The sequence below is a fragment of the Psychrobacter aquaticus CMS 56 genome, from assembly GCF_000471625.1.
GTDB lineage: Bacteria > Pseudomonadota > Gammaproteobacteria > Pseudomonadales > Moraxellaceae > Psychrobacter > Psychrobacter aquaticus.
The window spans coordinates 74,920-87,421 of record NZ_AUSW01000013.1 but is presented as its reverse complement, the minus strand read 5'-3'; the positions used below and the strand labels follow the sequence as shown (position 1 = coordinate 87,421).

The window sequence follows — 12,502 nt, the reverse complement described above, 5'->3', positions numbered from 1 at the left end:
CTGAACAAAGCCTCTCGCCCAACCCACTACTAATACAAGATTACTCCATACTCTTTACGTTCATCTGATCGACAATCGCTTCTAAATCATAATAATTGGATAAGACTTTTACCTTATTTACTTTCCTTAATTTGACGGCTAACTCAATACTCTCAAAACGATTGTCATCAAACACAGCGTTATATATCTGCTGCAATATCCTCTTTTGGATAGCGAGGAACTCCTCCCGATAAGGCATGGCTTTTAACTTATGGATGGAAAAGAACAGCAACGCCAAAGGTACGAGCATTACATACTTATCCACACCGTCCTGTAGTGGCAGCAGCGGGATACAAACCATCAGCACGACAGGCATCACCCAAAGGATAAAGCGCCACTTCTTTTCATAAAAACGGATCTGTTTTCTGACGGCAATATACTCTTTCAGCTCTACAAAGTGCCTCTTTTTGGTGATATTGGTATAAAAGTAATCTTCTCGTATGCCATGTTGAAAGACTTGCCGTAAGCCAACATATTCCAGCCTATCAATATTGAAGCGCTCTTCCATAAAATCAAAAGGTAGCCAGCGCAGCAGTTTTTCACGCAAAACATCTGACATGCCACCTTCTTTATTAACGGACTTTAGAAACATGACCACTGACAAGCTGAGCATAAAAGTCAAAAACAACAAAAATAATAGTAAATAAAAATGATCAGTCATAGATGGTCGTTAGCCCTTGTGGCTCTTTTAGTATGGTTATAAAATCGTTCAATCTTAGTATTTTAGAATCTTAGTGTCTTAGAAACTTAGCTTTGTATATTAAGCTGTGGTTGCACTACTTTCCTTTAAACTCAGCCTCGCGCCGCTCAACCATTGCCATCGCCCCCTCGCGGGCATCCTCTGAATAAAACAAATCTGGCAGATAGCTATGGATATTGGCCAGTGCCGCGCCGACGCCACTACGGCTGACATCTTGTGCAGACGACAGCAGACCTTGCACACCAAGCGGTGCCGCCTGACATATCTCTTTGGCAATCGTGAGCGCACGCTCGTATTCTGTGCCATTTTCGACCACTTCACTGACCAGATTGAGCCGATCCGCGGTTTGCGCGTCAAATGCTTTGCCTGTGAGCAGATACGGCATGGCTTTTTGCCAGCCGGCGGCCGCTACAAATCGTACCGTCGCTCCGCCAAACGGCATGATACCGCGCAGCACTTCCATTTGCGCAAAGTTGCAGTTATCACTTGCGATGACCACATCACTGTTGAGCATCAGCTCAATCCCAGCGGTAAAGCAGGTGCCTTGTACCGCGACGACGATGGGTTTGCTACGTAATTTACCACTAATGCCCCACGGATCAATTTGATCATAATCAAACTCAAACGCGCCTTTGTCCCATTTATCCTGTAGCTCCATCAGATCAAGACCCGCCGTGAAATGCTCGCCGTGGGCGAATATTAGGGCGCAGCGTAGATGGTCGTCATTATCATAGTGAGTGAGAGCGTCAGACAATTGCTGAATCATATGACTGTCAAACGCATTGCGTTTGTCCGCACGATTTAGCCCAATCAGGCAGATATGCCCTTGAGTCTCATAAGTGATGCGATTGTCGTTCGTACGCTGATTTTCTGTGGTCATGACTTTATCCTTGTCAACAGTAGCATGGTGGTGTCGTGAATAGTGGTATCGTAAATGGTGATAAACGCCTTTTTAATATAGACATCCCTGCTCTAGAACACAAGCAACAAAACATTGATTGATAAATGGTCTCATTCCTAACAGCGAGCAAGAAAAATTTGTACCAGTTCCGCGTTGGAATATAATGGTTTTGTTTTATTTAGAATTGACTATAGCCAGCACATTATAAGTTGACGTTATTTATGATAAGTGCAACTATTATCCAAACCAAGCATTTACTCAGAGCACCTTATGGAATTTTGGCACGGTTTTTTGCTTATCACAGGCGTTCACTTGCTGGCAGCTGCCTCACCCGGCCCTGATTTTGTTTTGGTGACGCAGCAAACTTTGTCAAAAGGTCGACGCACTGGGCTGATTTGTAGCCTTGGTATTACTTTTGGCTTGGGCATACATGTTGTCTATTCTGTATTGGGACTGGCGACTATCATCGCCCATTCACAGCCGCTATTGACCGCGATTAAATGGTTGGGTGGCAGCTATCTGATTTATCTTGGTTGGCAAGGTATTCAGGCCAAACCCAAAAAGCCAGCAGAATTGGCAAATTCGGCAGGATCAGTTTCTAACGTTGCACAAAACGTGCTTACCACTCAAAACACGATTGCTGATAAAAATATCTCGACCAACAATCCCGACTCAGCGATTGCCATTCTACGCCGTGGCTTCTTTTGTAATGTATTTAATCCAAAAGCGCCTGTGTATTTTGTAGCGATATTTACTCTGGTGCTGTCACCCGATATACCGCTGTGGCAGCTGGCGATTTATGGTGTATGGATGATGGTGTTGCAGATGGCATGGTTTAGTACGGTGGTGATGTTGCTGTCTATTCCTGCGATTCATCGGCGCTTTCAGCGTTTTGAGCATTGGATAGACCGTGTATTGGGGACAGCGATGATCGTGTTGGGCTTAAATCTTATTTTACGTAGCCGATAAGCCGTGAGTTCCTCGTAAAATCTGCTAAACTAATAGTTTATATTCAGACATCAAAGCCCGAGACTATGACAAGTAAGCCGACAGCCAATAGAGCCATGAACAGCAAACACAAAAACAGATCGCCCGCGACTGCCAAAAAATTGGGGCAACTACACCCGCGCAATCCGCACCAAGGTCGCTATGACTTTGCAGTATTGACTCGCGCTTTGCCTGAGCTTGCCGATCATACCATTACCAATCCGAATGGCGAGCCGACGATTAATTTCTCCGATCATCAAGCCGTACGCGTGCTTAATAAAGCCTTATTAGCGCATTATTATGGTGTCAAGTTTTGGGACATTCCTGAAGGCTACCTATGTCCGCCTATCCCTGGACGTGCCGATTACATTCACTATGTTGCCGACTTACTCGCGCAAACCACCCACGTAAATGACGATAATACACCGCCTACTGGTAAAGAAATCCACGCCCTTGATATTGGTACGGGTGCCAGTGCCATTTATCCCATTATTGGTAGTCAAAGCTACGGCTGGCGTTTTACAGCGAGTGACATCGACCCTATTTCGGTCAACACAGCGGCGCTTATTTGTGAAGCCAATCCAAAGCTAAAAAGCGCGGTAAAAGTAAAACTACAACCTGAGCCAAAAGTCATCTTCAAAAACATCATCGGTCGCCAAGATTATTTTGATGTGGTTGTTTGCAACCCGCCGTTCCATGCTTCACTCGAAGAAGCGATGGAAGCCAACAGTCGTAAACAGCATAACTTGCAACGACATCGCGGCAAAAACGAAAGCGAACAAATAAGTCGTAGCTCAACAAAGTCAGGTAACGCTGCACAAAACCTAAACTTTGGCGGTCAGCATAAAGAGCTATGGAGTGAAGGTGGCGAGATTACCTTTTTGACCAAAATGGCAAAAGAAAGTCAAAGCTTTGCAGAGCACGTTGGCTGGTTTACCACCTTGGTATCAAAATCAGAAAACGTGAAGCCCTTACAGCTATTACTCAAACAACTCGATGTTGCACAAATGCGGATCATTGAGATGAGTCAGGGTCAAAAAAACACTCGTATATTGGCATGGCGCTTTCATACTGATGAAGAAGCATAAACAGTCATAATCTTTATTAAAGTTTCACGTGAAACAAAAAAAACACCGCTTCAGTCACTGGAGCGGTGTTTTTTGTAGACCAGATGATTAGCTAAAAAACATTATTTTTAGACCAATAGCAACAAGTACCAAACCACCTAATGCTTCTGCCTTATCCTCTAACCATGTACCAGAGCGCCAGCCTAAGTAGACACCTGCTAAGCTAAATAACGCTGTGACTATCGCGATAATCAAACAGGCCAACCAAGCATTCAGCGCCAACAAGTTAAGCGTGAAGCCAGCAGCCATTGCATCGATACTAGTGGCAATAGCAAGGGTAAACATAGTCTTATGATTAATACCTTTATGCCCGCTATTGTTTGCTAATACATCATCAGCAATGTCATCAATCTCTTCTTCCTTGTCGCCAGCAACCACTTCATAAAGCATTTTGCCACCAAGCGCGATAAGAATAATACCGCCAATCCAAGGAGCCGCGGCAGCCAACCAACCCAGCAATGCAGCACCCAACAGATAACCAATAAGTGGCATAATGCCCTGCGCGATACCAAAATATAGGGCGGCATAAAACGCCAAACGTAAAACATAGTGATGGTTCTGTTTTTGTGATTTGGCACCCAAACCAATTGCGACGGCGAACGCATCCATAGCTAAAGCAATAGCAAGTAGCAGGACTTCAATCATTGTGTTGTTCTCTTATCAGAAATAGCAAAAAGGTTTCACATGAAACAAAAATACCGCTCTAGATATCAAAGCGGTATTTTTATAAGAAATAAAAGAAAATCAGAGTACCTATATGTCTAGATTAGAAACCGTCAACGCATTTTCTTCGATAAAGATACGGCGAGGCTCTACATGATCGCCCATCAGACAAGTAAACATATGATCGGCAGCGATGGCATCTTCAATCGTCACACGCAACATACGGCGGTTTTCAGGATCCATTGTTGTATCCCAAAGCTGATCGGCGTTCATCTCGCCCAGCCCTTTATAACGTTGAATCGCCAGACCACGACGCGCGTCAAGCATCATTTGCTGCCACAGATAATCAAAGTCGCGTACCGGAATGTCTTTGGTCGTGCCTGCACTGGCTTCACGGCGGATAAAAGCATCATCAGCAAGTAAGGTATTCCACTCGCTTGATAAACGCAGCAACTTGCTGTACTCACCCGAATTGATAAAGCTAGAATCCAACAGATAATGATGCGCCAACTGATGCACATAAACAGTGACACGTGGTAACCACTGGGCTTTAGTAGACAGGGTATCACTATTAGCGCCTTCCTCGATGTCTACTTGTGGTTTCATACCCAGTAAATCGGCAGCAGCGGCATCCATATTTTTTGGTTGAGGCGCATGAATATTTACCAACTCAATCTCAGGGCTTAGATCAGAGCCAAAGTGGTCAAGCTGGGTTTGCATGCTTTCCTTCCAAGCTTGCATAGCAGACTTGTCATAAGTCATGTCCGTGCTTAGCTTTGGCGTATGGGTCAACGCATCCAAGATAACCGCTGGAAAGCGAATCTGCAAACGTGCTTTGATGAGCTGGGTTTGGTTATAGTCATTCAGCAGTGTTTCCAGCGCTTGACCTGTGATAGCAGGCGCATCTGCACTGATATGTAACTTGGTATTGTCAATCGTTGAAGACAGTAAATAGGCTTTGAGTGCCTCATCGTCTTTTAGATACAGCTCTTGACGTCCTTTCTTCACCTTATACAGCGGCGGCTGAGCGATATAAACATAGCCACGTTCGATCAGTTCAGGAGTTTGACGGAAGAAAAAGGTCAATAGCAGCGTACGAATGTGCGAGCCATCCACATCCGCATCGGTCATGATAATGATTTTATGATAGCGGACTTTATCAGGGTTATATTCATCCGGACCGATACCGCAACCAAGGGCGGTAATGAGATTGCCCACTTCGGCAGACGATAGCATTTTGTCAAAACGGGCGCGCTCAACGTTTAAAATTTTACCTTTCAGTGGCAAAATAGCTTGAGTTTTACGGCTACGGCCTTGCTTAGCTGAACCACCAGCAGAGTCACCCTCCACAATGTAAAGCTCTGACAATGCAGGGTCTTTTTCTTGGCAATCAGCCAATTTACCCGGCAAACCTGCAATATCCAAAGTCGTTTTACGACGCGTCATCTCACGCGCTTTACGCGCTGCATCACGAGCACGTGCCGCATCGATAATCTTATTAGCGATGGCTTTACCCGCCGTTGGGTTTTCTAATAAGTAGTCGTTAAACTTAGCGTGCATTGCTGATTCAACCGCAGATTTTACTTCGCTTGATACCAGCTTGTCTTTGGTCTGACTAGAGAATTTCGGATCTGGTACTTTAACAGAGACAATGGCCGTTAGACCTTCACGCGCATCATCCCCAGTTGCGACCACTTTTTCTTTTTTGAACAAATTCTCACGATCCATGTAGCTGTTTAGGCCACGTGTGAGCGCTGAGCGGAATCCTGATAGATGCGTACCACCATCGCGCTGCGGGATGTTATTGGTGAAGCACAGTACTTTTTCGTTATAAGTGTCTGTCCACTGTAGCGCCACTTCGACACTGATGCCGTCATCTTGTTCGCTTGTGAAATGGAACACTTCATTGACGCCATCTTTGCCCGCATTGATATAGCTAACAAACTCAAGCAAACCGCCTTTGTGCTCGAACTCGTGACGCTTATCGATGCGCTCATCGGTTAATACAATACGCACACCTGAGTTCAGAAACGATAGCTCACGTAAACGTTTGGCCAAGATATCATACTCAAAGACAGTGCCAGTAAAGACATCCGCGCTTGGGTAAAAACGAATCTGAGTGCCTGTTTTATTTGTTGGCTCCATTTCCTGAATATCAGCATCAGGTACGCCATCGGTATACGTTTGGTGATAGTGATAACCTTCGCGCCAGATATTCATTTCGAGCTTTTTGGACAATGCGTTCACGACGGAGACACCAACGCCATGTAGGCCACCTGAGACTTTATAGCTATTATCATCGAACTTACCACCAGCGTGCAGTACCGTCATGATGACCTGCGCCGCTGACACCCCTTCTTCTGGATGGATATCGACCGGCACACCGCGACCATTGTCCATCACACTGACCGATTCATCTTCATGGATGATGATATCAATCTGATCACAATGACCAGCAAGCGCCTCGTCGATAGAGTTGTCCACTACCTCAAAGACCATATGATGTAAACCAGTACCATCATCAGTATCACCGATATACATACCTGGGCGCACGCGTACCGCTTCCAACCCGCGTAATACACGAATATCTTTGGAACTATAATCAGAAGGTAATCCTTCAGGAGCCACAGCTGGTACAGTCGTTTCAACAATGCTGTCTGATATCAATTGCTCGTGGTCTGTCGGTAGTGAATCACTCATGCGTATTCCTTAATCTAGCCATAATCAGCCGTTTGTTATTGACCCATCAATACGATGATCTCTAATAACGTTATTTTAGATTTAACTTTTATAGTCAAAACTTTTGATAGGCATTATTTGTTAAAAGCTATTAGTTGTTAAAGGCTATTAGCCAAAATTTTATAAGATATTCAACGAACTTAAAAACGTTAAGTCGAACTCTGATTCATCCCATTTTAGCGGTTTTGTCTTACAGCAAATCAAAGCCAAAACAGAACGAATAAAAGTTATATTTATCAATTACTTAAAATTTTTAGCCAATAAAAAACATCTATATAACGCTATCAAAAAACTTGCTGAGAATAGGACAAAAATAAAGCCCTATTTTAGCATTTTTTTGCTTCTAAGTCACTGTTTGCTGGCCGTTTTGTGCTTATTAAAAAACCGTTTAAAGAGGATAGGATTAGGAGGGTGTATAGTCAATCCAGAATAAAAGTGGCACATCCGTTAATTATGTTCTACTGGTATAAATTTTCCTCGCTGGCTGTTCGCAAGCGTGACAGATGCTTCATAAAATTCACACCAGCAGAACCGTAAATTTTTTAAAGTGGATCAACTATAGACTGGTAAATAGAGAACATCACGAGTTGACAACAACGAAGGAAAAGCTAGAGAGCAAAATACTATGAATCAAAGAAAACTTGGCCTTGTTTCACATGAAACACATTAGGCTCTGACCACAATTCCAAAACCAAGGGCACAATATCGTCAGTCAAGCTGGTCATAAACACTTGGCATGGCAGCTGTGATAGCGTCGATAATAAGATTTTTATGGCTCTATCATCCAGCTCTGCCGTAATATCATCAAGCAATACGACGGGCGTGTTTCGGGGTTGCAAGCTATTACCAGACACCTCAGCATTTTTTGTCGTATTAAGTAGCAACGGCAATTGTGATAAACGCAGGGCGGTAATCAACAGCTTTTTTTCACCTCGCGACAAAACATTGGCTGCCTGCTCTTTTAGAACTGGCCGTTTGTTATGGATTTCCGCTTCTGGTGTTGTCTCTGGCTGCTTATCACTCATCTCTACTGAATCATCAGAGCGCCAATGTACATGAATATCGGCGCGGTGGTTGCCAATTCGCGTATAACCCAGCTGCAAATCCTGCTCTAAGCGCTCATTGAGCTGCACATCAAGTGCGATACTGGTGTCATAGCCAGCGTTATAACTCAGGCTCAATTGTTCTGCATAGCTGGGCAATAACTCAGCAACGCTGTCAGCAAAATAAGGCTGCCATTCTGCAAATATACGTTCACGATAATGATGAATAAGGGCAGCATGACTGCTCAAGCCTTTGTCCCATGACTTCAACTCGGCGAGCTGTACTTGGGTCAAATGTCGCGTCTTTTTTAACAAACTATTGCGCTGTTTTAGGAGACGCTGATAAGCCACCCATTGTGGGTGAAAGCCTTGTTTCATGTGAAACACTAACCAATCTAATAGCTGTCGACGGCTCGCACTACCCTGCTCTAACATATCCATTGTTGATGGATCTATCAGTAACGTGGGAAGCTGTTCGGTTAAAATACTTTGGTTATAGACCGTGGTTTGATTAAGCCGAAGAACGGTTGTAGCGTCTGCTTGCTTTTGGATAGCCAAGGTGCTGGCATCATTGAGTTTGGCATGTACTGTTACCGTGTTTTGATGATGCTGGATATAGCGTTTGGGCTGATGATGACGAAAGCTCTTACCTCTGGATAATAAGAATATCGCTTCAAGCAAAGAGGTTTTTCCACTACCGTTTGCGCCGATGATGACATTACAAGCAGCAGAGGACAAATTAATCTGAGTTAGATTGCGCAAATATGAGATTTGTAGACGTTCAATCATGATACCGATAGCCGCCTATTAAAGTTGCCCATATAATAGTAGGCAAAAGTTTGATTAAAACATAAATTATATATAGTTAAAATATTTTGCAGTCGTTACAGTATTGCTGGTGTAAATTTTTTGCAGCATCGAGCTGCGCAGGCACAGCAAGCAAGAAAAGTTTGCACCAGCAGTACGTGTTGTATCGATATTACTTTTCACCCACTATAACTATTGAAAGCTAGAGATGGACTGCTAAAACCGCCCTAAAGACAGTTTTATCGCCAAGCGTTCAGTCCTTAAAAAACCAAATATATCATCTAAATAACACTATATACGCATTGGCATGATGACGTACTGATGAAACTCATCATTTAGCTGATTGACCAATACCGAGGCATTTGATTGACTCATATGCATTTGTAAATCACCTTGGATAACGCCCAATACATCTTGCAAATACGCAGCGTTAAACGATAACTCCATCGGCTCACCTTGATACTTCGCTTGTATCATCTCGACCGCTTCATCTTGCTCAGCATTATTGGCTCGTACTTCCACCATGCCATCACTGGCAAAGTTGAATACTACGCCGCGAGACTTCTCATTACTCAGAATCGCAACACGGCGCAGCACATCTGTCATCTTTTCTTGATTAAATAAAGCCAATTTGTCAGTATTACTTGGCATGACGCGGCGATAATCAGGGAATTTACCATCAATTAGACGTGCGGTAAATGTCACCATGAGATTCTGACTCACCTGCCCTGCACTATCAATATCACCAAATGGTAAGGTGACTTGCAAAAACTCACGGCCAAAGCTCAAGGTGACTTGATTGTCTTGCTCTCCAAGCATTTTACCAAGCTCAGTGGCCAAACGTTCAAGCTCAATCACGGCTTTACGTGGCAAAATGGCTTGCATGTTGAGATCGGCACTCACATCAATGACACTACGCGCTAAAGCCAGTCGATGGCCATCGGTCGCGACCGTCGTCAACTGCTGCTGTGATACATCAAATAGCATACCAGTGAGATAATAACGGACATCTTGAATCGCCATCGCAAACTGAGTCTTATGAATCAAATCAGTCAGACGATTGCGGCTGATGGTCAATGGCGTGATGTTTTCAGGATTGCCCAAACTTGGATAATCTTCGCTAGGTAAGGTGCCTAAAGTAAAACGGCTTTTGCCGCTGGTCAGTAAACAGCGCTCGTTTTTTTGAGTGGCAAGGGTCACTTGCGCTTGTGCAGGCAATGATTTACAGATGTCTCTTAGTTTGGTCGCAGGTAACGTCGTTGTGCCTGCTTCAACACAAGCACCAGCTGGCAATTGCAACGTTGACGTCAGCTCTACTTCTAAATCAGAAGCTGTCAAAATCAGCGCTGACTCAGACAGTTGCAACTTAATATTACCCAAGATAACCATGTTGTGGCGCTTATCAGCCGCCTTGGCAATCAAGTTAATGGCTTTTAGTAACGACTCTCGATTAATCGATAATTGCATGCTTAGTTACTCTTATTTGAATGGCATTTTTTGTATAAATTTAGAAGAATGGCTCAATAATACCTTGTCTATTGGCTATAATCTATAAGGTATTGGTCTACTTATCATCAATTTACTATAGCTATATAGCTAGGTTAATGTGACGAGAGTCAGTAGGACTGGTACAAATTTTTCTTGCTTGCTGTGCCTACGCCGACAGAGGCTACGAAAAATTTGTACCAGTCCCGCGTCATAATATCGTGTATCAACTATATTTCATTATCACAAAACATTTTGATCAACAGAAAACATGATGACACTCCAGTCTTTTAACCCGCTTGCAACATCAGGGCCAGCGTTTTGTAATCCTTATCAAATGCAGGATCTGCGCCTCTTAGCTCATTTACTTTGTCGCAAGCATGCATCACCGTCGTGTGATCACGTCCCCCAAAAGATTGACCAATCTCAGGAAAACTGTCACTCGTCAATTCACGCGATAGTGCCATCGCTATTTGCCTTGGTCTGGCAATACTGCGCGTGCGTTTTCGACCCAAGATATCTTTGACGGTCACATCATAGTATTCAGCGACCACTTTGCGAATATTATCCATATTGACGGCCTGTACGCGCATCGCGACGATGTCTTTTAGCGCATATTGCACCATTTCAAGGGTAATCTGAGCACCTGTCAAATTAGCGTTAGCAAATACCTGATTGAGCGCACCTTCCAAACGCCTGACATTTGACACTACATTTTGAGCGATGAATAGGGCACACTCTTTAGGCAGTGTCATGCCATATGAAGCCGCTTTTTTTTGTAAAATTTGTACACGAGTATCAATTTCAGGAGGATCGACAGCGACGGTCAAACCCCATGAAAAACGTGAGCGAAAGCGTTCATCAAATTCAGTCATTTGCGACGGATGGCGATCAGAGGCCAAAATCAGTTGTTTATCACCACTTGTGAAATCCGCAAACAATGTCAAAAATTCATTACTACTTTTGGTTTTTCCTGCCAGTACATGAATATCATCTACAATCAATAAATCTACTTTTTTAATTTTCTTTTTAAAATCTTCTATTTTATTATTTCTTAATGAATAAACCAATTGATTAATAAATTTTTCAGAAGTGAAATAATAAAAGCTTTGATTATTTTTTAAATAGCGATGTGCTACAGAATGCATTAAATGGGTTTTTCCCAATCCGGAAGGCCCATATATAAATAAAGGATTGTGACGATTTTTTGATTGGCGCTTCCCAAGCTCATAACAGGCTTTATAAGCCAAATTATTAGACTTACCCGTGACAAATGTCTCAAAAGTAAAGTCAGGATTTAGATAACTCAACGATTTTGCATCAGCCGAATCGGCTAATTCTGCGTGACGCATATTGGCATCAATATCCGCTTTTGCATTGTTATGATGAATGCTTTCAAATTTATGATCTGTAGGGGTAGGGGAGGGCTTATCCTCTGCAAATAAAGACCCTGATTGGGTTTGGCTACTGTCATCGGTATCGCGATCAGCATTATCGACCCGTACAATAACCTCTTCAATACTTCCTTGACTGTGCTTAGCAACCAATTGCTGAATATCCTGCAAATGGTTTTTTTTGATATAAGTCACAAAGTAATCGTTGGGGGCAAGTATGATAAGCGTTTGCGCTTCTTGATGAGCGGACAATGGTCTCAACCACATGGTAAACACGTTGTCTTTAACGTTATATCGCAAATCGTTTAAACATTTGTCCCAAATACTTGCTGTGTCTATCATGAAAAATACGAATCCTATAATCTGAAATAATAGATATGTAGCAACGGTAAGAACCATTATTTAGCGCTCAACATTACCCACCGTGATCAAACCAAAACTCATCTTGGTAAATCGCTTAGAACGGCATGTCGAGTAGGGAGATAATTTAACACAAATACCCTGTGGATAACATCCTGTTTTTTGTGGATAACCCTGTGGGTAGTTTTGTGGATAAGTACAAACAAAGAGTTATCCATATTTAACCCACAGGTTATCCACAGGTTTACCCATAGTCT

At 43.2% G+C, this 12,502-nt stretch carries 9 protein-coding genes; 2 read left to right on the top strand and 7 right to left on the bottom strand.

Going from position 1 to position 12,502, the window contains the following annotated elements; genetic code table 11:
* Positions 1 to 40: 40 nt before the first annotated feature.
* A complete protein-coding gene (locus tag M917_RS02765; protein WP_021813232.1) occupies positions 41 to 700 on the bottom strand; it encodes a hypothetical protein in 660 nt (219 codons plus the stop codon).
* Positions 701 to 815: 115 nt separating this feature from the next.
* Positions 816 to 1,619, bottom strand: coding sequence for a crotonase/enoyl-CoA hydratase family protein (locus tag M917_RS02760; protein ID WP_021813231.1), 804 nt, complete (start codon positions 1,617 to 1,619; stop codon positions 816 to 818).
* 291 nt (positions 1,620 to 1,910) lie between these two features.
* On the opposite strand from M917_RS02760, the gene M917_RS02755 reads away from it, so the two are divergent.
* Entirely contained in the window at positions 1,911 to 2,609 is a 699-nt protein-coding gene (locus M917_RS02755; protein WP_021813230.1) for a LysE family translocator, read from the top strand.
* Between the two features lie 65 nt (positions 2,610 to 2,674).
* Positions 2,675 to 3,715, top strand: coding sequence for a 23S rRNA (adenine(1618)-N(6))-methyltransferase RlmF (rlmF, locus tag M917_RS02750; RefSeq protein WP_021813229.1), 1,041 nt, complete (start codon positions 2,675 to 2,677; stop codon positions 3,713 to 3,715).
* 87 nt (positions 3,716 to 3,802) lie between these two features.
* On the opposite strand, the gene M917_RS02745 is transcribed toward rlmF, so the two are convergent.
* The 5 genes from M917_RS02745 to dnaA form a co-directional block, all read right to left on the bottom strand.
* Complete coding sequence (locus M917_RS02745) at positions 3,803 to 4,399, bottom strand: manganese efflux pump MntP (protein WP_021813228.1); 597 nt, start codon at positions 4,397 to 4,399, stop codon at positions 3,803 to 3,805.
* 108 nt (positions 4,400 to 4,507) lie between these two features.
* Complete coding sequence (gyrB, locus tag M917_RS02740; protein ID WP_021813227.1) at positions 4,508 to 7,117, bottom strand: DNA topoisomerase (ATP-hydrolyzing) subunit B; 2,610 nt, start codon at positions 7,115 to 7,117, stop codon at positions 4,508 to 4,510.
* Between the two features lie 662 nt (positions 7,118 to 7,779).
* Positions 7,780 to 8,988 (bottom strand): DNA replication/repair protein RecF, encoded by a 1,209-nt coding sequence (gene recF / locus M917_RS02735; protein ID WP_021813226.1) that lies wholly within the window; start codon positions 8,986 to 8,988, stop codon positions 7,780 to 7,782.
* Positions 8,989 to 9,297: 309 nt separating this feature from the next.
* Positions 9,298 to 10,473 carry a DNA polymerase III subunit beta gene (dnaN, locus tag M917_RS02730; protein WP_021813225.1) on the bottom strand — a complete coding sequence of 392 codons (1,176 nt, stop codon included), beginning with the start codon at positions 10,471 to 10,473 and terminating at the stop codon, positions 9,298 to 9,300.
* A 308-nt stretch (positions 10,474 to 10,781) separates the two neighbouring features.
* Entirely contained in the window at positions 10,782 to 12,227 is a 1,446-nt protein-coding gene (gene dnaA, locus M917_RS02725) for a chromosomal replication initiator protein DnaA (protein WP_021813224.1), read from the bottom strand.
* Positions 12,228 to 12,502: the final 275 nt, after the last annotated feature.

Bases quoted from the DNA above. Each gene is read 5' to 3' on its own strand.
- recF (WP_021813226.1), bottom strand. From the start codon at position 8,988: ATGATTGAACGTCTACAAATCTCATATTTGCGCAATCTAACTCAGATT.
- rlmF (WP_021813229.1), top strand. From the start codon at position 2,675: ATGACAAGTAAGCCGACAGCCAATAGAGCCATGAACAGCAAACACAAA.
- M917_RS02755 (WP_021813230.1), top strand. From the start codon at position 1,911: ATGGAATTTTGGCACGGTTTTTTGCTTATCACAGGCGTTCACTTGCTG.
- M917_RS02765 (WP_021813232.1), bottom strand. From the start codon at position 700: ATGACTGATCATTTTTATTTACTATTATTTTTGTTGTTTTTGACTTTT.
- M917_RS02760 (WP_021813231.1), bottom strand. From the start codon at position 1,619: ATGACCACAGAAAATCAGCGTACGAACGACAATCGCATCACTTATGAG.
- dnaN (WP_021813225.1), bottom strand. From the start codon at position 10,473: ATGCAATTATCGATTAATCGAGAGTCGTTACTAAAAGCCATTAACTTG.
- gyrB (WP_021813227.1), bottom strand. From the start codon at position 7,117: ATGAGTGATTCACTACCGACAGACCACGAGCAATTGATATCAGACAGC.
- dnaA (WP_021813224.1), bottom strand. From the start codon at position 12,227: ATGATAGACACAGCAAGTATTTGGGACAAATGTTTAAACGATTTGCGA.
- M917_RS02745 (WP_021813228.1), bottom strand. From the start codon at position 4,399: ATGATTGAAGTCCTGCTACTTGCTATTGCTTTAGCTATGGATGCGTTC.